This is a genomic window from Pseudomonas sp. NKUCC02_KPG, from assembly GCF_019345465.1.
GTDB lineage: Bacteria > Pseudomonadota > Gammaproteobacteria > Pseudomonadales > Pseudomonadaceae > Aquipseudomonas.
In genome coordinates, this window is the sequence record NZ_JAHKRC010000010.1 from 93327 (window position 1) to 115921 (window position 22595).

The window sequence follows — 22595 nt, forward strand, 5'->3', positions numbered from 1 at the left end:
GCTTATACGCTCAACGCTGTACGCAGGGTGGATTCGAGCAGTGCAGCATCGAGGTCCTGACCGATCAGCACCAGCTTGGTGGTGCGCGCTTCGTCACGACCCCAGGCGCGGTCGAAGTGCTTGTCAAAGCGCGTACCCACGCCCTGAATCAGCAGGCGCATCGGCTTGCCCGGGATCGCCGCAAAGCCCTTGACCCGCAGAATGCCGTGCTTGACCACCAACTGGGTCAGCGCTTCCATCAGTACACGCTCCTCGCCCTCCGGCAGCTCGATGGAAATCGAGTCGAAAGCGTCGTGGTCGTGATCGTCGTGGTCATCATCGCCGTCGTGGTGATGGTCATGGTGGCTGTGGCGGCCATCGATATGATCTTCAGAGCCTGCGCCCAGACCCAGCAACACGTCCAACGGCAAGCGGCCGCTGCTGGCTTCGATGATCTTGACCGCTGGCGGCAGCTCTTCAGCCACTTCGGCGCGCACTTTTGCCAGGTCTTCAGGGCTGATCAGGTCGGCCTTGTTGAGGATCACCAGGTCGGCACTGGCCAGTTGGTCAGCGAACAGCTCGTGCAGCGGCGACTCATGGTCCAGGTTCGGATCAAGCTTGCGCTGGGCATCAACCTGGTCCGGGAACGCGGCAAAGGTGCCAGCGGCCACGGCCGGGCTGTCGACCACGGTAATCACCGCATCCACGGTGCAGGCGCTGCGGATTTCTGGCCACTGGAAAGCTTGCACCAACGGTTTTGGCAGGGCCAGGCCGGAGGTTTCGATCAGGATATGGTCGATATCGCCACGACGAGCCACCAGTTCACGCATGACCGGGAAGAACTCTTCCTGCACGGTGCAGCACAGGCAGCCGTTGGCCAATTCATAGACGCGACCGTTGGCTTCTTCTTCAGTGCAGCCGATGGTGCACTGCTTGAGAATTTCGCCGTCGATACCCAGCTCGCCGAATTCATTGACGATCACGGCAATGCGACGGCCCTGTGCGTTGTCGAGCATATGGCGCAACAACGTGGTCTTGCCCGAGCCGAGAAAGCCGGTAACGATGGTGACGGGGGTTTTGGCCAGTGTTTTCATCGGATGCCCTATAGCAAAGCGGCGGGCATACGGGACGACGACCGCAGGCAGTGCGCGGTCAGTCTTCGCCACCGGATCACCCCGCCCGGTTGAAGTAAGAATCTGTCACGAGGCAGGTCTCCTGGCTTACGGCTGATACCTACCTTGCGCCTTCCCGCCTGCTGGGCAGTGGCTTTGCAAGATCAATGACCGTTTACAGTTGCGGGGGCAGCCGCGGCATACCGCGTTCCCTTCTTAGCTTCGCGCTGCGAAGAACCTCGAACACGCAAGGCTACGCAGTGCTTTGTAACAGGTCAATGCACAGGTGCGTCCGGGGAGGCGACTGCATTGATGCGGCCAGGTTTTTTGTGACCAGGCAAGCCAGCGCCCACAGAGGATTTACGCCGCACTTGTGTTCTAATTGCCGCCTTTTTTCAGCCGCCCTGCTTCAAGGATCTGCCCATGCCTGCCACCTGCCCGACCCGCGTCCTGATCATTGGTTACGTGTGGCCCGAACCGCGCTCTTCGGCGGCAGGCGGGCACATGATGCAAATCATCGAGAGTTTTCTGCAGCAAGGCTGGCAGATCACCTTCAGCAGCCCGGCCGGGATTGGCGAACACAAGGCCGACCTCGCAGCCCTGGGTATTGATGAAGTCACCATCGAGCTCAATAACAGCAGCTTCGATGCCTTCATCACCGAACTCGCACCGGATATCGTGCTGTTTGACCGCTTCATGATGGAAGAGCAATTCGGCTGGCGCGTCGAGAAGCATTGCCCGCAAGCCTTGCGCGTACTGGAAACCTCCGACCTGCAAAGCCTGCGCGACGCCCGTCAGCAGCAACTCAAGGCACGTCTCAAGCACGACACCGAGCAGGACGATTTCAGCAGCCTGTTCGCCCCGGCCCGGCGCGAAACCTTTGAACAGATGGCCGACGCCGACCTGGCACAACGGGAGATCGCCGCGATTTATCGCAGTGACCTGAACCTGATGATTTCAGAATACGAGATCGATCTGCTGGTCGAGCAGTTCCACGTGCCCAAGGCCCTGCTGCATTGGTGCCCGCTGATGGTCGACAGCGTGCCTGAGGCGTTCGTGCCCTATGAACAGCGTCAGCATTTTCTGAGCATCGGCAATTTTCGCCACGCCCCGAACTGGGATGCCGTGCTGTGGATGAAGACCCATATCTGGCCCTTGATCCGTCAGCAACTGCCCACTGCACAACTGCATGTGTACGGCGCCTACACGCCGCCCAAGGCCACCGCACTGCATAACCCGGCACAGGGTTTTCATGTCCTCAACTGGGCTGAAGATGCCCTTGAAGTGATGAGCAATGCGCGTATTTGCATGGCTCCCCTGCGTTTTGGCGCAGGCATCAAAGGCAAGATTGCCGATGCCATGCTCTGCGGCACCCCCAACGTGACCACCCCGGTGGGCGCCGAAGGCATGCACGGCGACCTGCCGTGGGCCGGTGCCATCGAGCGCAGTGCCAGCGGCATTGCGGCGGCAGCGGTCGAGCTGTACCAAAATCCCGAAGCCTGGCAGCAGGCCCAGCGCAATGGCCAGGCGCTGCTTGAAGCGCGCTACCTGCAAGGCGTCCACGGCCCGGCACTGGTCGAGCGCATCCAGGCGTGCCGCGCAGAACTTGAGCAGCACCGGCGCAACAACTTCACCGGTGCCATGCTGCGTCATCACCAGCACAAAAGTACCCAATACATGTCGCAGTGGATCGAGGCCAAGAATCGCCCGCTCTGATCAATGCTCAAGTGGCCGCGTTGTTTTGAAGAGATCGGCCATATCGATGACATAAGCCGCCATGCCCGGGATCTGTACGGTTGCCGATACAGGCGGGAACGTCATGGCGCCCTCGGTCAGGGGTTTATCGGGATTGAAGTTGGCCGTGATCCGGGTGCCATCCTCGAACACGGTGCGCTGCAGGCTGCGATCATCGGCCAGCACCTCGAAGCCCACCAATGCCTGGGTAAAGAGGCGCTGGTGCAGGGGAGCAAACACCGCGTTGTAGGCGCCGATAAAGGGCATGTCGCGCTTAAGCACTGCCGCGTTGAGGTGATACATCGGCGGGGTCATGTACAGCAGTTGCAGAAGCGCGGTGTTCTGTTGCTCGTTGGAAAACTTCAACGAGGGGTACGCCCAGTGATGGGTACTCACCAGACTGTCGTGCAAGACCCGCTGGTACAGCGGCAAGCGATAGCGGTAAGAACGCACCAACAGTGCCAGCTGCGGCTTGAGCGGCACGGTCTGGAAAAAAAGCGTTGGCGTTTCCGGTGGCCAGTATTGGCCCACAAAGAAAGGCGACGCCTCATTGCGGCTCATGTCCGGATCAGTCCAGTCGAAGGGTTGCGTGGCAATGCCGTGACTGTAGGCAATATTGGGAGCAAACGTGGACACTCCACCTTCGCTGCCGGTCACCAGCCCCAGTGTTCTCGAAGGGTAATCCAGGCGTTGACTGATCACCCGGGCATGCTCCTGCTCGCTGATTTCACGGCCAGGTGTGTAGTCGGCCGGTGTCGTGCCTGCGGCGTCCACATCCAGAAAATAGCTGTTGAGCCCGGCGGCATCTGTCACGGCCTTGATCCGTTCACGGGCATAGCCTTGCGCCGCGCCGGCATTGGCAAACACCCCGATACCGTTGAACCCCTCGTGAACCTTGCCGTTGACGTCGCGCAACCCGGCACCGGCCAGTTCGTCACCCATTTGTGCGGCCGCCTAGGTTTGCGGTTCTGAAAGTGGATGGGCGTCAGCATAGTTGTCATACACCGCGACCAGATATCCAGCCGCCTTGGCCTTGGCCACGGCCTGCGGGTGCCAGAAGGCATCCAGCCAATCTTTGGCGCCCAGCCATGCGTGTTTCAGGCCAGCCTTTTCGAGGGCGTTGACCGTATCCAGCGATAATCCCCCGCCCCAGCGCTCGGGCGGGGCCAAATAGTCTCCAAAGGCTCTGGTCAATTGAGCTTTGACCACCTTTCCCCACTGCACTTCGGCGGCCGGATCATGCCCGCCAGCCAAAGGTTCCTGCGGGGGCACCGTGACGATCTGACGAAGCCCCTGGTTGAGTGCCCGCACCAGCGTCAACTGGTTGTACGCTGAAATCTCGGAGGTCCGTGACAAGGTGCTCGACAAAGCCAAATCAAACATTGCCCGGGTGGGTTGATCGAACCCCGCCCACAGCCTGGCCGCCAAATGCCCCGGTGTGCCCCGTGCTTTGTTGAAGGCCGTGACAAATCTCGACCAGTTCAGGATGTCCGTTACCTTCAACGGCCCGGCGTCCCACACATAAATATGTGGAGCGCCGCCCAACCGGGCCGTTTGCGGCACCTCCCTGATCTTATCGGTCAATGCGCGGAACTGGCCGCTATCCTTGAGCCATTGGCGGTACAAGCCGGCACCGTACAGCGGGTCGGCCGGGCCCGCCGCGATGCTGACCACAAACGGCGCGTCAGGCGCCAGCCGGTTGAAGGTATGCACCAGCTGCGGTACCGGGACCTGATTGACCTGCTTGACGTCAAACTGGGTATCGAACGGGGTTTCGACCCTCCAGGTGACTGACAGGTCCTGATGCAATTGAGTGAAGAACGGCATGCTCAACGCACCGACCAGCGGCTCGCCGGTGTATCGCTTGACCAGCCACTCGAGCCATTTCGGGTCATTGGCTGGAATGTAACTGCCCTCGCCAAAAGGAATGGCATACGCCTGGATATCGCTTTGCAGGCGTGGCCAACGCAAGCTGACTGGCTGGCGTGCCTGGATCGAAACGCGCAACGCGTCCTTGACTACATTGATGCGGATGCTGAACCCCTGCTCCCCGTCGGTGACGTTCCAGCCTTCTGCAGTCTGCTCACTGACCAGGCTGTCCGGGCTGAAACCGGGACCGCTTAGCACCCGTCCAGGCTTGCCCGCACGCAGCAACGTGATTTCGAGGGTCGCCGGGTCGACCGCAAAAGTGCCATTTGAATAGGGGTAGCGGACAGTGGCCGTGGCCGCGCCGGACATCAGCAACGCCAGAAACATCAACAGTGAAAGCCCTGGCAGTTGTCGATTAAACAATAAGGCGCGAAGTTTTTTCTTCATGGAAAAGTCCTGGCGTTGGTCGGGAGGCAAGCACCGAACAGTAACGACTTGCGTCAGAACACCTGTGTAGGACTTTTCCTAAAAACGTATAGGCATTGGATATATCTGCTATCAACACCCTAAACGCTCAATCAGCCCGCCTGCGCAACAAATACGTGTCCATCACCCAGCCCATGCGCGCCCTGGCCGCGCTACGGGCTTCCTTGATCTGCTCGCACACCTCGCTCAGCTTTCCGGCAATCAGGATCTCGTCCGCCGTTCCTAAATAAGCCCCCCAATAGATATCGACGTTTTCATCGACAAACGCCTCGAAGGCGCAGTGGGCATCCAGCATGACCACCACGTTGTCCAGGTCTTGAGCCGTCAACCGCCTGCCCGTCGTGATCCGAATCGGCTGGCCGATCTCATTCAGGGGAATGCGATGGCGGGCTGCCAGCGCCTGCACGCTGCTGATGCCGGGAATCACCTGGTAGTCAAAATCGGTGCAACCGTTGGCCCGCACCCGATCCAGGATGCGCAAGGTGCTGTCATACAGACCCGGCTCGCCCCAGAGCAAAAACGCCCCGCATTCGCCGTCGGCCAGTTCGTTGTCAATCAGCCGCGCAAACAGCAACGCCCGTTGCTCGTGCCACTGCTCAACGCCTTGGGTGTAAGAAGTCGTTGCACTGTCGCGTTTCGGGTCGCTGACCTGAACCACCCGGTAACGCGGCTCGCGAATGTAGCGCTCGCATATTTCCAGACGCAGGCGCACCAGATCGTCAGTGGCCTGGCCCTTGTCCAGAACAAAGAACACGTCGACCCGGTTTAACCCATTGATTGCCTGCACGGTGATGTGCTCCGGATCACCGGCGCCCATGCCTATCAATAACAGTGTCTTCATTGCGTTTGATCCTTGCTCCAGGGTCTGTTGCTGGCAGGAAGTATGAGAAGACGTCATCATCCGCTCAACAAGAACATTGAGCAGCCAGCCCCATGACTCGACTCGCCAGACCTAAAGACCCGTCGTATGAATTGATGGACGACCACAATGGCCTGTCGATCATTTATCGCCAGCATGGTTTCCCCAGCCCCCTGGTACGCTGGCATTTTCACAAGGAATACGAGCTGCACCTGATTGTGGCCAGCAGCGGCAAGGTGTTTGTCGGCGACTATATTGGCAACTTTCACCCTGAATCATTGTTCCTCACCGGCCCCAACCTGCCCCATAACTGGATCAGCCAAATGGCTGCGGGGGAAGCGGTGGCCACCCGCGACATGCTGGTGAACTTCACCGATGAGCTGCTCGAAAACGCAGCATCGATCTTTACCGAGCTTAAAACCCTGACCCCGATGCTGGAACGCGCCCACTACGGCATCGAGTTTCGCTGCACATCTACAATCCGCAAGTCCATGGACCTGATGCAGAGCATCGCCAGCACCACGGGCCTTACCCGTCTGGGGCACTTTCTGATCCTGCTGGAGCTGTTGGCCGAGTGTGATGACTATCAGCTGTTGTCCGGCGCAACCAACGGGCAACCGGCCGACGAGCAGACCATCGACCGTACCAATCGGGCTGTGGACTACATCTTCAGCCACTACGCCCGTGAACTTTCCCTCGAAGAAGTCGCCGAGTACATGGGCATGAAGCCCACCTACTTTTCCCGGGTGTTCAAGCAGGCCACCGGGCGCTGCTTCATCGAGTTCGTCAATCGCTTGCGTATCAGCAAGTCCTGCGAATTGCTCGCCGATGGCGAAAAGCCCGTCACCGACGTGTGCTTTGAATCCGGGTTCAACAACATTTCCAACTTCAACCGCCGGTTTCAGCAGCTCAAAGGCATGACTCCATCACACTACCGGCGTCTGGCAGTGCAGCGTTTGACCGAGCAAAACCAGCCTGGACAGAGTGAACGCCTGCGCAGTGCAAAATAGTATCGGTTTGAGTGTTGCCAGTGATTTGTCACGACGGTGATTGAGGGCTGTAATCCGCGCAGTCGCGGGGTCAAGCACTGGCAGTTGCTTTTATTGAAGCGCTCGATACACCCCGGCGGCAAGCGGCCTGACGCTGACGATCTTTTTTGAGAGCGCACCATGAAACTCAATCGCCTGAACCTCGACACGCTCACCGACAAAGTGGCCAAGCCCGCCTACCTTGCAAGCCCTGCACAACAGGGCATTGCACATATCGGGGTGGGCGGCTTTCATCGCGCCCACCAGGCGTATTACACCGATGCACTGATGCGTCAGGGCCACAATTTTGACTGGAGCATCTGCGGCATTGGCCTGCGGGCCGAGGACCGCAAGGTGCGCGACGCCCTGGCCAGTCAGGACTACCTCTATACCCTCTTCGAACTGGGGGATGGCGACGATACCCAGAGCCGGATCATTGGCTCCCTCAGTGACATGCTGCTGGCTGAAGACGGCATTCAGGCGCTGATCGACAAACTCGCCAGCCCGGCGATTCGCATCGTGTCACTGACCATCACCGAAGGCGGTTATTGCATTGACGACAGCAGCGGCGAGTTCATGGCTGCGCTGGCGCCCATCCAGCACGACCTGGCCCATCCCGAGGCGCCAAGAACGGTATTTGGCCTGCTCTGTGCCGCCCTCGCCCAACGCAGGGCCAACGGCACCCGGGCATTTACCGTGATGTCCTGCGATAACCTGCCCCACAACGGCGCCGTTGCACGCAAGGCGCTGCTGGCCTACGCCGCGCTGAGCAATAAGGATCTGCACGACTGGATCGCCGCCCATGTCAGCTTTCCCAATGCAATGGTGGACCGCATCACGCCCATGACCAGCGACGCCCATCGCCTGCAACTGCACGATCAGTTGGGGATCGAAGATGCCTGGCCGGTCGTGTGCGAACCGTTTACCCAATGGGTGCTGGAGGACACGTTCGCCGATGGCCGCCCGGCATGGGAAACCGTGGGTGTGCAGCTCACGGATGACGTCACGCCCTATGAAGAGATGAAAATCAAACTGCTCAATGGCAGTCATCTGGCGTTGAGCTACCTGGGGTTTCTCAAGGGCTACCGCTTTGTCCACGAGACCATGAACGACCCTTTGTTCGTGGCCTATGTACGCGCCTATATGGACCTGGACGTGACGCCGCAACTGGCACCGGTGCCAGGCATCGACCTTGCGGTTTACAAAGACACCCTGATCCAGCGTTTTTCCAACCAGGCCATGGCCGACCAGCTGGAGCGCGTGTGCTCTGACGGCTCGTCGAAGTTTCCCAAATTCTCCCTTCCAACCCTCAATCGCCTGATCAGCGAGGGAGCCGAGTTGAAGCGTGCGGCGCTGGTGGTGGCGGCCTGGGCGATGTACCTCAAGGGCGTAGACGAGAACGGGCAAACCTATGACATTGCCGATCCGCGAGCAGCGTTCTGTCAGGCTTTGGTGGCCGAGGATGCCTTGATCGTGCAGCGGCTGTTGGGGGTGGAGGAGATTTTTGGAACCGCCATCGCGCAGTCAGCCGAGTTTGTGGCTGCATTTGAGTGGTGCCTGAACAGCTTGCGCGAGGTCGGGGTGAGCGGGACGCTGGAGCAACTGGCAGACCGCGCAGCCTGAATCGCGAGCACGCAGGCTCCCGTCAGGCCTGTGCACACTTCTATCTACGCTACCGACAACAGGTCGCGGCCTTAACCGAGTAAACGTTATGTATGTGATATGCGGAGAAGCACTGTTTGATTTTTTCGCGCAAGCGGAAAGCTGCGCACAAGCGAACAAAGTCGAGTTCAAGGCCATTGCCGGGGGTTCGCCGTTCAACGTGGCCGTGGGCCTGCGTCGCCTGGGCATCGACACCGCACTGTTTGCCGGATTGTCGACGGACTATCTGGGCCAGCGCTTGAAGCAAGTCCTGCTGGACGAAGGCGTCAGTGATCAGTTCCTGATCAGGATGGACGCCCCTACCACCCTGGCCATGGTCGCGCTGGATGCCAACGGCTCCCCTGCCTACAGCTTTCGCGGCGAAGGCTGCGCCGACCGGCAGTTGCACACCCGTCATTTGCCCCAGCTGGGCCCTGAAGTACGCGGGCTGCATGTCGGGTCTTTTTCATTGGTGGTGCAACCGGTTGCCGATACCTTGCTGGCACTGGTCAAACGCGAAAGCGGGCGGCGGCTGATCAGCCTCGACCCGAATGTGCGCCTCAACCCTGAACCGGATATTGAAGTATGGCGTCAGCGCATCAATGAACTGATCCCCTATGCCGATGTGATCAAAGTCAGTGATGAAGACCTGGAACTGCTGTATCCGGGGCAAGACCCGCAAGAGATAGCCCGGTCATGGTTGAGCCATCGCTGCCAACTGGTGTTTTTGACCCGTGGCAGCCAGGGCGCCAGTGTCTGGAGCCGCGAGCATGGCCTGCGCACGGCGGCGGCCACCCGCGTAGACGTTGCGGACACCGTAGGCGCGGGCGATACCTTTCAGGCGGCAGTGATCGCCTGGTTGACCGAGCATGGGCTGGACTCCATCGAGGGTCTGCAGCAGTTGAGTGCCACCCAACTCGACACCCTGCTCGTCTTCGCCAGCCGCGCCGCCGCCCTCACCTGCAGCAAAACCGGTCCGGATTTACCGTATCGCGCGCAGCTGGTCTGATTGATAGCCCCGCACTACCTGTGGGAGCGGGGCTTGCCCGCTCCTACAAAGATCCATGACACCCACGCGTCACCAGATCGACAGGTTATAGCTGACGATCAGGCGGGTTTCATCCACGTCACGGGCGAACTGGGCGTAGTTGGTCCGGTAGGTCGCATTACGCAAGCGCAGGCTGACGTCCTTGAACGTACCGCTCTGCACGATGTATTTCAGCTCGCTGTCACGCTCCCACTCCTTGCCTTCTTCGGTGCTGCCAACCACTTTGATGTGGTCGCCATTCACATAGCGCGTCAGGAACGACAAACCGTCAATGCCGATGGCCTTGAAGTCATAGTCATAACGCAACTGCCAAGAGCGCTCCTGGGCATTGGCAAAATCGTTGACCTGCAAGTAGTTGACCAGGTACGGGTTGCTGCCATCCAGATACGGCATCGACGTGTCGCCGTTCATGCGCTGCCAGCCTGCACTGACCTTATGCCCGCCCACCGAGTAACCGAGCATGGCGCCCAGGGCGCGGTTATCGATGGTCGAGGCCTTGGCAGAACCCGCGTCATCACTCTTGAGCAAGCGCACATCGGCTGAGAGCACGCCCGGACCCACCGGCTGACTGGCGAGCACACCGACAAATTGCTGGCGGTAGATGTCTTGCAGCTCAGCGTAGTGATATTGCGCGGTCAGGCGATCGTTAACCTTGTAGTCCAACCCGTACAGAGTGAAGTGATCGGCGGTGACATTGCAGGCATAACGCTTGTTCTTGCAGTTCAGGCGCAAGTCCTGAGAATCGGTGGAATCACGGGCGGTATAGCGATCAAGGCGCGAGGCCGTGAACTTGAGGTCCCTGATTTCCTGGGAGACCAGCATGGCACCGTTGAACTGGGTGGGCAGCAGTCGGCCATCGTTGTACTTGAGCAGCGGCAGGTCAGGCAGCAGCGCACCATACTTGAGTACGGTCTGTGACACGCGCATCTTGGCCGTCAGCCCGAACTTGGCGTATTGATCCTTGGAACGACGCGGATCATTGCCGGTCGAAGGTAGCAGGCCGCTGTTGCTGTCGGCAGGGCTGGAGTCCAGTTTCAGACCCAGCATGCCCAGCACATCGAGGCCAAAACCGACGGTGCCTTCGGTATAACCCGATTGCAGGTTGAGGATAAAACCTTGAGCCGTTTCATCACGCTTGGAAGCGCCCTGGGGATTTGAGCTGCTGCCATCGCGAAAGTCACGATTGAAATACACCGTGCGCGCTTCCAGTTTGGCGCTGCTGTCTTCGATGAAACCGCCGGCTTGTGACTGTGCGGCAAAACCGGCACACACTGCCAGCGCACCCAAGCGTGATACCCGGCCCTGCGCCAACACTGTTAAAGGAACAACCATCTACAAGCTCCAGCAGCCAATCAAGGCAGGATGAAAGCGATCGAAGGCACACGGACTATCACGTGGGCACATTCAATCGAAAAAAAGGGGCGCAATTGTACGAAAGGCTTAGCCTGAGCCTCATTGGACCTTAGTCGCAGTGTCAGGGACGCGGCTTGCAGCAACGCCGATAGCATTGAGCCGCTATCCGGCATCCAATAGACTTATTGAGTGATTTACTCCAGGACTTACCATGGCAACCAAGAGTTCAAGGCGCTACCAACGCTTGCAGGCCAGTGCCACCGAACAGGCATTGCTGGAGCTTAACGAGACCCTTGAGGAACGCGTGGCCGAACGTACCCGGGCGCTGGCCGAGGCTAACCTGCAATTGCAGCGCGAGATACAGGAACGCGCTCGCGCCGAGGAGGCCCTGCGCCATGGGCAAAAAATGGAAGCCGTGGGCCAGTTGACCGGCGGTATCGCCCACGACTTCAACAATATGCTGACCGGGATTATTGCCAGCCTTGATTTAATGAAACGCTATATCGCGGCTGGCCGTATCGACGAAGTAGAGCGTTTTGCCGATGCCGCCGTATCTTCCGCACAACGGGCAGCCGCACTGACCAATCGCCTGCTGACGTTTTCGCGCCGTCAGTCACTGGACCGCAAGCCCCTGGACCCCAATCAGCTGGTGAGTTCGCTGCAGGCGCTGTTCAGTAACGCCACTGGCGCGCACATCGATCTGATCCTGGAACTGGGGCCGAACATATGGCCGATCAACACCGACACCGGCCAGCTTGAAAGCGCCCTGCTCAATCTGATGATCAACGCCCGGGATGCGATGCCCGAAGGTGGAACCCTGGTGATCAAAACAGCCAACCACTATCTTGACGCCAGTGATCTCAGCACCCTGGAAGCGGTCAGCTCAGGGGATTACGTGATGCTTGAGGTGAGTGACGACGGCACGGGCATGACCCCGCAAACCCTTGCCAAGGCCTTTGACCCCTTTTTCACCACCAAGCCCGTGGGCCAGGGCACGGGGCTGGGGTTGTCCATGATTTACGGGTTTGCCCAGCAGTCTGGCGGGCATGTCAGCATCAGCAGCCAGAGCGGTTGCGGCACCCGGGTGTGCCTGTACCTGCCGCGCTACCACAGCCCCGAAGCGAAAACTCAGGCATAATCCGCGCCCGCGCACTATGCCCTACTGTTCCAAGGTAAAGATCCCATGAAAGCTCAAGCCCGCCATATCCTGGTGAAGACCGCCGAAGAAGCCGAATCGCTCAAGCAACGCATCGCCAAGGGCGAAGCCTTCGATGTGCTGGCTAAAAAATTCTCGACCTGTCCGTCGGGCAAACGTGGCGGCGATCTGGGTGAAGTGCGGCCTGGGCAGATGGTGGGCGTTATCGACCAGATCATCTTCAAGAAGCCGCTGCGGGTGGTACACGGCCCGATCAAAAGCAAGTTCGGCTACCACCTTGTGCAAGTGTTCTACCGCGACTGAATATATCGTTTGGGAGCTGGCTTGCCTGCGATGCTGGCGACGCGGTCTGACGGCAAGACCGGGGCGATGCCATCGCGAGCAAGCCCGCTCCCACGGCTTAAAACTCTATGGCAAAGCGCTCAAGCACATTGAACTGCTCATCGACCACACAACCCGTGCGCCACTTGTCAAAGGTCAGGCAAGGATGGGAGGTGCCAAAGCTGATGATGTCGCCAACGCGCAACTGCGACCCCTCGGCAACGGTCATAAAGGCATGCTGGTCCATCACCGCCGTGACCTTGCACCCGCTGACATCATCGCCCACCGCCGGTGTCACACCTTCGCGATAACGCTTTAACGGCAGCGGCAAGCCCGCATCAAACGCCACGTCGCGCTTGCCCAGTGCAATCACCGCAAACCCCGGTTCGGGCAGCGATTGCACGTGAGCCCAGACTTCCAGCGCCGGGCGCAAGCCTTCGTGCAAGTCCTGACGTCGATCCAGTACGCAGCACTGAGCGTCTTTGTAGATGCCGTGGTCGTGAACCACGTAACTGCCCGGGCGCAGCACACTGAGAAAACGCCCGCCAGCCGCCTCGGCCTCGAAGCCTTCAGCAATCAGGTCATACCAGGCCGAGCCCGAGGCGGTAATGATCGGTTGTTCCAGGGCAAATGCACCGTCGGCGTGCAGTCGCAGGGCCAGACGCACCAGTGAAGCCGCAAATTCGCGAATCCCGCTGACGGCCTGTTCTCCATGAATGACCCCTTCATAGCCTTCGATGCCGGTCAGGGCCAACGATGGCTGTAGCTTGATCGCCGCCGCCAGTTCCATGACTTGCTGTTCGGTGCGGCAACCACAACGCCCGCCTGCCACGCCGTATTCAATCATCACGTTCAAGCGCTGCCCACGTTCGGCAAAGTAAGCGCCCAGGGCCGCCACGTTGTCCGGATGGTCGACCATGCAGTGAAATTCGAATGCCGGGTCGGCCTGCAAGTCGGCAATCAACGCCATATTGGCCCGGCCCACCAACTGGTTGGCCATCAGTACTCGACGTACACCCCCGGCATAAGCCGCACAGGTTTGTACCGCAGTGGCCAGGGTCAACCCCCAGGCGCCCTGCTCCAGCTGGCGACGAAACAGCGTCGGGGCCATGCTGGTTTTGCCGTGGGGTGCCAACACCGCGCCGCTGCGGGTGACAAAGTCCTGCATCCAGCGAATGTTGTGCTCCAGCGCGTCACGGTGAATCACCAGTGCGGGCAGGCTCACGTCATGAACCAGGTGATCGCCGGGGCGGGCTGCGCCTTTGAGAATCGGCTGATTGTTCGACGTATTCGACACACTCAACTCCTCAAGTTTCAGCGCTTGGCTTTATAGGCGATGCAATCGATCTCGACCTTGCAATCGACCATCATCATGGCCTGCACACAGGCACGTGCCGGTGCATGTTCGCTTTTGAAGTACGAAGCGAACACCTTGTTGAAACTCCAGAAATCCCGTGGATCCTGCAGCCATACGCCCGCGCGGACCACATCTTCGAGGCCATAACCGGCCTCTTCGAGGATGGCGACCAGGTTTTGCATGGTTTTGTGGGTCTGCTCGACAATCCCGCCGTTAATGATTTCACCGTTTTCCATGGCAACCTGGCCGGATACGTGCAGCCAGCCATCAGCCTCTACAGCGCGGGCGAAAGGCAAAGGCTGGCCGCCTGCGCCTACAGCGCCGGTACCGAAACGTTTGATGCTCATAAGGGGGAACTCCGGGGTCAAGTAAGGCGCTTCATGCGCCACAACCCCGGCAGTTTGCCATAACGTCAGGCCATCAACCCAATTGCCACCAGCGTGGCAAAAGCTGCTGCACCTTGGGCTCGGCAAAACGGTCATCAATCAGAAACAGCGTGCCCTGATCGCTCTGGGTACGGATTACCCGCCCGGCAGCCTGCACCACTTTCTGCACGCCGGGGTACAGGTAGGTGTAGTCATAACCGGCGCCAAACAGCGCCGCCATCCGCTGCTTGATCTGTTCATTGACGGGATTGAACTGTGCCAGCCCCAGGGTCGCAACAAAAGCGCCGATCAACCGGGCGCCGGGCAAATCGATACCCTCGCCAAAGGCTCCACCCAGCACGGCAAAACCCACCCCCTGACCCGACAGGGTGAACTGATCGAGGAACCCCTGGCGCGCCGCTTCATCCATGCGCCGCCCCTGGGACCACTGGGTAACGTGGGGATGGCGCTCTGCGAGCAATTGGGCAACCTGCTGCAGATAGTCGAAGCTGCTGAAAAACGCCAGGTAGTTGCCCGGGCGCTGCTCGAACTGGCGGGCGATCAGTTCCACAATCGGTTCCAGCGAAGCCTGGCGATGAACAAACCGGGTCGATATCTGGCTGACAACATGCACGTTCAGTTGCTCTGCCTGGAACGGCGATTCGACATCCATCCACACCGTGTCAGCCGCCAATCCCAGCAGGTTGGCGTAATAGGCCTGCGGGCTCAGGGTCGCCGAAAACAGCACATTGCTCTGTGCACTCGCCAGGCGCGGTCCGATAAAACCTGCGGGCACGATGTTGCGCAGGTTGAGCTGCGACACACGCCGCTTGCCGTCTGCACGCAGGCTGACATCGAACAGAAAATGCCCGTCGAACAGTTCGGCCACCCGATTGAACTGCAGGGCTTCAAAGTAAAAGCCCTGCAGGTTGCCGCTCAACCCTTGCGGATGATCGTTCAGGTAGTCGCCGATGGCGGTGATACAGGCCGACAAGGCGGCCAGCCATTTTTCCGGAAGCTTGGGGTACACCTGATAGGCCCCCGCCTGTTCCTTGTGCAGCGCATTCCATTCCCGGTTCAGGCGCTTGAGGGGTTTATCGAGGGCGGCCGGGGCCGAGTGACGCACGCTGTTCAAGGTCTGCTGGTCCAGACTTGCGCTGTACATCTGCCGCGCGCGCTCCACCAGATTGTGGGCTTCGTCTACCAGCGTCGCGACCCGCCACTGATTTGCCTGGGCCAGGCCATAAAGCAATGCACTGAAATCGAAGTAATAGTTGTAGTCCGCAACGACCACATCAGCCCAGCGGGCCATTTCCTGGCTCAAGTAGTAAGGGCATACCTCGTGGGCCAGCGCGACGCTTCGCAAGGTCTGCTGGTCGAGGGTGGACTGGGCGACCGCCTCCAGGCGAGCAGCGGGCAAGCGATCATAAAACCCCCTGGCCAGAGGGCAGGAATCGCCATTGCAGGCGTTCTCGGGGTATTCGCAGGCCTTGTCCCGTGCGATCAGTTCCAGTACCCGCAACGGTACATTCTGCCCCTTTGGATAGAGCACTTGCGCCGCATCGAGGGCCAGCTTGCGCCCCGGGGTTTTGGCGGTCAGAAACAACAGTTTGTCGAGTTGCTGGCCAGGCATGGCCTTGAGCAGCGGAAATAGGGTGCCTATGGTTTTGCCAATCCCGGTCGGCGCCTGGGCCATCAGGCAGCGCCCGGTACTGGCGGTCTTGTACACCGCCTCGGCCAGTGCCCGTTGCCCGGTGCGAAACTGCTCATGGGGAAAGGCCAGGTTGCGGGCACCCTTGTCCCGGGCCTCTCGATGGGCCATTTCCTGCTCGGCCCAGGCCAGGAACAACCCGCACTGCTGCTCGAAAAATTGCTGCAACTCGGCTGCCGACCAACACTCCTGAAGACGTGTTTCCTTTTCGCTGACAATGTCGAAATACACCAGCGCCAGATTGACCTGCGGCAATTGCAGGCTTTGGCACAACAACCAGCCGTAGACGCGGGCTTGTGCCCAGTGCAGCTGGCGGTGATTGGCCGCTATGGCGGCAAAATCGCCGCGATGGGTTTTCACCTCTTCCAGCACATTGGCCACGGGGTCATAGCCGTCAGCCCGGCCACGTACGGTCAACGCCCCGTACTGCCCCTCAAGACTCAACTCCGGCTGATACAACGCACTGCGCCGCGAAGCCACCGTACGGTGACCGGCAATCCCCTGCTGCGCCGTGGGTGAGGGCGTGAAGCGCAAGTCCAGATCGCCGACCTTGGCCGTGAACTCGCACAGGGCACGCACTGCAACGCGATAGCTCACCCCTGGGGCTCCTGCCATTGCACGTAGCACACGGTCACCGGCATCCCGTGCTCCTCGCAAAAAGCCAGCCAGCGCAGCTGGTTATCCTGCAGGCGATCACCGGGGCCTTTGACCTCGATCATGCGGTAGGCATTTTGCGCCACAAAAAACTGGATCAAGTCAGGCATGCCGGTGCGGTTGGCTTTGATATCCAGCAACAGACGCCGAAACCACAGCTTCAAATGCGCGGGGGGCAAGCACCGCAAGGCGTCTTCGAGCAGGTCCTGGCTCAGGTAATTCCAGGCGATAAAGGACGTCTGTATCCCGAACTTGGTCGTGTAGGCGGCACGGATGGTGGCCAGGTAACGCCCGTCATCCAGTTGCGCGAGGCAATCCTCAAAGAGGTCAGCCCGCTGCTGGTAGAAGTCATCCTCCAGCAAATCCGCCGGGCCACTCTGATACGGGTGAAAAAACGCGCCCGGCAGGGGCGCAAAAATCGCCGGCCAGCACAGCAAACCGAACAGCCCGTTGATCAAGGTGTTTTCCACGTAATGCACGGGAGCCTCAGGGGTATGCAGATGCGCAACAACACTGAGCTCAACGCACGTGGCGTCGTCCCGTGGCAGGGTCAGATCAAGCCGGTCGGGGGCTTTGGGCCTGACAACCGCAAGCGCCGCCAACCCGAGCTTGCGCCGCAAGCGCGGGATAATGCGCAGCAGATGCTGGTGTTCCGCGTCGGTCAGGGGGGCCTGCAATGCGACGTCTGCCAGGCTCAGCGCCTGCTCATAGTGCCCCTGACGCTCAAGCACGCGAATGCCGCGCTGTCGCGCTTCGGGGTGCTGGCTTTGCTGGTAAACCTGCAGCGCCCGGTTCAAGTCTTCCGTGCGTTCCAGATGCTGACCGATCTGAAACAGCAAACGCCCGCGCCGTCGCTGCAGCCAGCGGTTATCCACTCGATAGTCGAGTACCGGTTGCAGCACCTCGTCCACATCACCACTGACTTCAAATCGTTCGCGACAGGCATACAGGTGTAGATAGCCCTCAATATCGGCGCGGCAACGCAGCGCTCGTGACTCATGGCTGAAATCGACTTTTTCGTAGGTGAACAGCCCCAGGTCAGCCAATACCAGATCTGGCCAGCCCTGGCTGAGATTGCCGAAAAACATCAGCCGCAAACGATCGCACAGCGCCCTGTGGTTCAGGGTGTAAAGGGGGTCGGCCAGGGCCGGATGCCACTGGGCCAGGCTCTGTTGCTGGGGGAAATCTGCAGACAACTCATCCAGCCACTCTGATTTCCTGGCCTTGGGCCGGGCAATATGTGCACTGAAGCGCGCCAGGATTTCCGGCTTTTGCAACACGTCAAACACCTCGACCAGGGCCAGAGGCGCCTGATCGTCCAGCCATCCCCCCGCCACCAGGGGTACTGCTGCCAGTGAAACTTCGCCGATTTCCGGATAGTTGAGCTTGCTGGCCCTGAAGTGAGCCCCCTTGCGCATCACCATGCGTACCCACAACGCCTGGGAGGGGCCGGGCAGCAAGGCAAAACCTGCGATAAACCGCTGCTCCTCGACACTTAACAGATCGTCATAACGGGCGGCGATCCAGTCGAGCACATGCTGGAAGTTCTTCAGGTAATAAAACGGATCTTCGAGGGGATTGGAAATCACGGGCGCAACGGACCACTGGCTTTAGGTACTGGATATGCGTACAGATATCAGTTTGCCCAGTACTCTGGCAAATCCTATTGGATGAGTGGTGTGCAAGACGGGGCTCGTCAGAGAGGCTGGCGAGCCGTTGAACCTGGAGTGAAACGGCCTCTTAATCCGCAGGGACTGTATGCCCGGGCTTATTGCCGGGGTCATGGGCCCACAAGAGGGAAATCAGGGAATCGCAGTCCCTGAAGTCGATTTCTTGCATGTGATACAGCGCCTGCAAAGACGTAAGGGGAAGCCCGCTTATGGATTCAAGCCAGGTGACATCAGCCTGTGACAGCGTGTTCTTGTCCCTCAATACCTGACGAAATTCGTGGATGAGATGCTTTTTCTCGGGGTAGTAATTTTGCAGGAAGTGTTCAAGGCCGCGGGCCTGATTCACAAAGGGCGAACACATCAGGCACCCCAACTGCTCTTCACTGACACCGTGCAGTTCGCTCAGGTACTGAGTGGCGGCACCATGTAACTGATCCAGTTTCTCCGGCGTATCGAACACCGCCTCCAACTGCTTTATCAATTGGCCCTTGAATCGGTCATTGCACCTGTTTTCTATCGACGCGCGGCGCAAGTAAGCATCTGCTCCAACACTGTAATCCACACCCTGCCGGTAAGCCCCCCGCAAGCCGTGCACATGGGCAGCCACCAAAACCACAGCCGCTTGAGGCTCCTCGATATCCAGGGTTTTTACACGCCAGGGCCCCTCCACAAACATCAGCACCGGGGAGTGTAAAACGTCCATTTCCTGACACAGGCAATCAAAGACATTGATCACATTTATGTCACCGGGCACTTCGCCAGCACAGGAGTCATTGCAGGGCGCCGCTGGCAGGCGCAATAACTGCCTGTAGTCGTCATCCAGCTTGCAGCACAGTTTGACAGCGCTGTCGAAAGCCTGGCGATGCTGGCCATAAGGGGCATGCCCCTGCAGCTGTGCAACCTGCTGAATCCACGTCACGTATTGCCCAAGGTGGGTGGGCGGGCGCCGGTCGATCAACGCATCCACCCTGCCCCCCCAATCGCAGGCTCGCCGATACAGCCTGGCCCGGCCCAACAGGTCGGCATAAAAAAATGTCGCCCGGGTATTGCCCTGGGTCAGATGGCCCGACATCAATACCTGTGTTCGATTCATGTCCGAGGGCTGGCTCTCAAACGCAGCCTGCTTATGCAGTCTGGTAGCGCCCTGTTCATCCACCAACAGCAACTCCACGCGGCTGTCGTCATACATAAACAACTCGCTGCATTGGGCCTGAATGCGCTCCATCACATTGACCGTCATCCTCGGCTGGCGCAGTACCGCAATGCGCAACATGAAAGTGTCTGGCGAGCGCCCCGCAATACTGAGCTGCGCGGCGCGCAAAAAAGCCAGTGTGTAGGCGCACTCCTTGCCCCCCTCATGAACAACCATTACCCGGTAACGCCCAATGCGCTCCACGCCCCCTGCCGCCACTAACAAACGTTGAATCAACAGTTGCAACGCGATGCGCTCGGAGCGGCTGAAAAAACCAAGGAGTCGGTGAAGCACTTGTTGATAGACAGAGCTCATGGCTTGCTCATGAAAGTTATCCATGGGTTATTCCTCCAGATCGAGACACGCATTATCGGCAGCTCGATTTGACGCGCCCACACTTACCTCAACTCTTCAGGCCATCACAGACCGGGCGTACGTACGCACAGGAATGGCCCTACAGAACCCAGCTCGAACGAATACATAACGTAATATTTACCATGCTAATGGATAGACTTGAGGGCGTTATCTCGCCCACGCCATTGCCGGAGACAAGGCTAGAAAGGTTTCTACGGGCGAAAAAAAACGCCTCGGGACGTGATGTCCAGGGGCGTTTTTGTACGCGGTTACCCGCGCGGCATCAGTCAGTCGTGAGCTGCAGTGCGACTCGTCCGCGGCACGGGCAATCGTCCATGTAGCGATGGGCTTCAACAAAGTGTTCAAAAGGGAACACCTTGATCTCCAGAGGAGTCAGGACCCCGTCAGCGGTCAACTGGTTGATGTCCCGCAGGGCGCGCTTCATGGCCTCCTCGTCCTGGGCAATGCCCAGTTCCGGCTTGCCGGTGAAGTTGCCGATGCAATGCACAAAAAACTTGATGTTCTTCTGAAAGCACGCGCAGCCCGGGAACCCCGTTTGATTGCCGCCTTGCAGGCCGTACAGCACCAGGCTGCCACGGGGCGCCAGAACGTCGCCCAGCACGGACATTTGCGGGCCGCCAAGGCCATCGAGCACCACGTCCACGCCTTTGTTGTCCGTGATCTTGTTGACCTGCATCAGCAGGTCCTGCTCTTCGGTGACAATCACCTTGTCGGCGCCCAGACTCAGCAGGCACTCGCGTTCTGCGGCATCCTTGGTCGCGGCAATGACCTTCAGGCCCAGGGCTTTGCCCAACTGCACAAACGATGGCCCCGCACAGTGGCTGGCATCGGTAATCAACACGGTTTGCCCCGGTTTGACCTGCGCCAGGTCCACATAGGCAAAGTAGGCAATCAACAACGGTGTGTAATGCACGCTGGCTTCAACCGCAGACAACACGTCCGGGTAACGGGTCAGCGTTGAGCGCGGCATCAGAATCAGCTCGCCATACGTTGGATAGTCGTTGGCACTCTGGCCCGGGAAGCTGGCAACCTTGTCACCGATCGCCAGATCATCCACACCGTCGCCGACGGCGGTGACGATGCCCGCCATTTCATGACCGATACCCGCAGGCAAACGGGCGTGGCTAGGGGCCAGGTTTTGCCGCCACAGCACGTCATACCAACTGATGCCAATCGCCTGGACACGGACCTGCACTTCGCCAGGCGCAGGCGCGGCGACGTCGTGCTCTTCGCACTTGAGCACCTCGGCCGGGCCAAACTTGTGAAAACGGATCGTGCGCGACATTACAAACCTCGCCTAATTAATCGCTAATACCACGGGACTTTATCCGGGCTTTGTGCGCAAGACTAACAGACAGCATTAATAGTCGACATGCCTGACATTGATCCGCAGACAGATTCAAAATGGATACAAGCCCTGCAAGCCCAGCAAAACCGCCGTAAATCCCCAAAAAAACACCCGCCCATCAGCCAGGAACAAAATCTACGGAGTGACGAAAAAACAATTTTGCCAGTAAGATCCGTTACTTCACTACCTGTTGAACCCCTGCGAAGCCTGCCTCATGAACCGTAACGACTTGCGTCGCGTCGATCTGAATTTGCTGATCGTCTTTGAAACCTTGATGCATGAACGCAGTGTGACCCGCGCAGCCGAGAAACTTTTTCTGGGCCAGCCGGCCATCAGCGCGGCCCTTTCACGCCTGCGCAACTTGTTCGATGACCCGCTGTTCGTGCGTACCGGTCGCAGCATGGAGCCCACCGCCCGGGCGATCGAGATCTTCGCCTTGCTGTCGCCGGCCCTGGACTCGATTTCCACCGCAGTGAGCAGAGCTTCAGAGTTCAACCCGGCAACCAGCACCTCGGTGTTTCGCATCGGCTTGTCGGACGATGTCGAGTTTGCCCTGCTGCCCCTGTTGCTCAAGCGTTTGCGCGCAGAAGCACCGGGCATCGTCTTGGTGGTACGGCGCGTCAACTACATCCTGATGCCGCCCCTGCTGGCCTCTGGCGAAATATCAGTGGGTGTCAGCTACACCAGCGACCTGCCGGCCAACGCCAAGCGCAAGGTATTGCGACGCAGCCGCCCCAAACTGCTTCGGGCCGACACCATGCCCGGTGCACTGAGCCTGGACGACTTCTGTGAGCGGCCCCATGCCCTGGTGTCATTCGCCGGAGACTTGAGCGGATTTATCGATACCGAACTGGAAAAAATGGGCCGCAAGCGCCACGTGGTCCTGGCCGTTCCGCAGTTCAATGGCCTGAGCACCCTGCTGGCGGGCACCGACATCATCGCCACCGTCCCCGACTACACCGCCGAAGCCCTCACGGCAGCCGGCGGCGTGCGGGCCGAAGACCCGCCACTGGACGTGCAAAGCTTTGAACTGCACATGGCCTGGCGCGGCGCCCAGGACAACGACCCAGGGGAGCGCTGGTTGCGGTCACGGATACAGATGTTTTTTGGGGATCCGGAGAGTCTTTAAGTGAATTCCACAGATGTCCATAAAATAGTTTTCGGGGATCCGGAGAGTCTCTGAGAAAGCTTGCAAAATAGCCCTGGCTGCCCCCGATTACCTGCCCTGAATGCTTTTCCATGGTTCTACGGTTATGACTCATCACGAACACGAAATTACAGCACATGGTTTCCCAGCGACCTACAGAACCATTGCCCATTGACGGCTCGGGGTTTCT

Annotated in this window: 15 protein-coding genes, 2 pseudogenes and 1 riboswitch; of the genes and pseudogenes, 7 read left to right on the plus strand and 10 right to left on the minus strand. The window is 59.3% G+C overall.

The genetic code is table 11. The annotated features are described in order from the left end of the window. Positions 1-2: 2 nt before the first annotated feature. On the minus strand, positions 3-1073 hold the full coding sequence (cobW, locus tag KO536_RS15005; RefSeq protein WP_019827174.1) for a cobalamin biosynthesis protein CobW: 1071 nt from the start codon (positions 1071-1073) through the stop codon (positions 3-5). A 93-nt stretch (positions 1074-1166) separates the two neighbouring features. Further along, positions 1167-1348: riboswitch (cobalamin riboswitch) on the minus strand. A 166-nt stretch (positions 1349-1514) separates the two neighbouring features. On the opposite strand from cobW, the gene KO536_RS15010 reads away from it, so the two are divergent. Next, positions 1515-2807: a glycosyltransferase gene (locus KO536_RS15010; RefSeq protein ID WP_219262249.1), complete on the plus strand. Its 1293-nt coding sequence runs from the start codon at positions 1515-1517 to the stop codon at positions 2805-2807. Here the strand turns inward: KO536_RS15010 and KO536_RS24455 are convergent. Beyond that, positions 2808-5141 (minus strand): annotated as a pseudogene (locus KO536_RS24455) (glycoside hydrolase). 127 nt (positions 5142-5268) lie between these two features. Next, positions 5269-6021: a precorrin-6A synthase (deacetylating) gene (gene cobF / locus KO536_RS15025; RefSeq protein ID WP_219262252.1), complete on the minus strand. Its 753-nt coding sequence runs from the start codon at positions 6019-6021 to the stop codon at positions 5269-5271. Between the two features lie 92 nt (positions 6022-6113). Here cobF and KO536_RS15030 point away from each other — a divergent pair, with 92 nt between their 5' ends. The 3 genes from KO536_RS15030 (at position 6114) to KO536_RS15040 (ending at position 9717) form a co-directional block, all read left to right on the plus strand. Next, the gene (locus KO536_RS15030; protein WP_219262253.1) at positions 6114-7049 is read left to right on the plus strand and encodes an AraC family transcriptional regulator; all 936 of its coding nucleotides are present in this window, start codon (positions 6114-6116) and stop codon (positions 7047-7049) included. 159 nt (positions 7050-7208) lie between these two features. Further along, positions 7209-8690, plus strand: coding sequence for a mannitol dehydrogenase family protein (locus KO536_RS15035; protein ID WP_219262254.1), 1482 nt, complete (start codon positions 7209-7211; stop codon positions 8688-8690). A gap of 88 nt (positions 8691-8778) precedes the next feature. Next, the gene (locus tag KO536_RS15040; protein ID WP_219262255.1) at positions 8779-9717 is read left to right on the plus strand and encodes a carbohydrate kinase; all 939 of its coding nucleotides are present in this window, start codon (positions 8779-8781) and stop codon (positions 9715-9717) included. A gap of 69 nt (positions 9718-9786) precedes the next feature. Here the strand turns inward: KO536_RS15040 and KO536_RS15045 are convergent, their stop codons facing one another. Further along, complete coding sequence (locus KO536_RS15045; protein WP_219262256.1) at positions 9787-11088, minus strand: OprD family porin; 1302 nt, start codon at positions 11086-11088, stop codon at positions 9787-9789. A gap of 280 nt (positions 11089-11368) precedes the next feature. On the opposite strand from KO536_RS15045, the pseudogene KO536_RS15050 reads away from it, so the two are divergent. Together KO536_RS15050 and KO536_RS15055 are read left to right on the plus strand one after the other, a co-directional pair. Beyond that, positions 11369-12220 (plus strand): annotated as a pseudogene (locus KO536_RS15050) (sensor histidine kinase); the annotation flags it as partial. Between the two features lie 51 nt (positions 12221-12271). Beyond that, entirely contained in the window at positions 12272-12568 is a 297-nt protein-coding gene (locus KO536_RS15055) for a peptidylprolyl isomerase (protein ID WP_257622952.1), read from the plus strand. A gap of 97 nt (positions 12569-12665) precedes the next feature. Here KO536_RS15055 and KO536_RS15060 read toward each other — a convergent pair whose 3' ends face one another. The 6 genes from KO536_RS15060 to KO536_RS15085 form a co-directional block, all read right to left on the minus strand. Beyond that, entirely contained in the window at positions 12666-13883 is a 1218-nt protein-coding gene (locus tag KO536_RS15060; RefSeq protein ID WP_219262257.1) for an amino acid deaminase, read from the minus strand. A 17-nt stretch (positions 13884-13900) separates the two neighbouring features. After that, entirely contained in the window at positions 13901-14290 is a 390-nt protein-coding gene (locus KO536_RS15065; RefSeq protein ID WP_133076790.1) for a RidA family protein, read from the minus strand. A gap of 73 nt (positions 14291-14363) precedes the next feature. Beyond that, the gene (locus tag KO536_RS15070; protein WP_219262258.1) at positions 14364-16616 is read right to left on the minus strand and encodes an ATP-dependent DNA helicase; all 2253 of its coding nucleotides are present in this window, start codon (positions 16614-16616) and stop codon (positions 14364-14366) included. Then, entirely contained in the window at positions 16613-18262 is a 1650-nt protein-coding gene (locus KO536_RS15075; protein WP_219262259.1) for a VRR-NUC domain-containing protein, read from the minus strand. Before KO536_RS15075 ends, KO536_RS15070 begins: the two co-directional genes overlap by 4 nt. A gap of 151 nt (positions 18263-18413) precedes the next feature. After that, positions 18414-19874: a hypothetical protein gene (locus KO536_RS15080; RefSeq protein WP_219262260.1), complete on the minus strand. Its 1461-nt coding sequence runs from the start codon at positions 19872-19874 to the stop codon at positions 18414-18416. 298 nt (positions 19875-20172) lie between these two features. After that, entirely contained in the window at positions 20173-21195 is a 1023-nt protein-coding gene (locus KO536_RS15085) for a zinc-dependent alcohol dehydrogenase family protein (RefSeq protein WP_219262261.1), read from the minus strand. A gap of 277 nt (positions 21196-21472) precedes the next feature. Here KO536_RS15085 and KO536_RS15090 point away from each other — a divergent pair, with 277 nt between their 5' ends. Then, positions 21473-22387: a LysR family transcriptional regulator gene (locus KO536_RS15090; protein WP_257622947.1), complete on the plus strand. Its 915-nt coding sequence runs from the start codon at positions 21473-21475 to the stop codon at positions 22385-22387. Positions 22388-22595 lie beyond the last annotated feature (208 nt).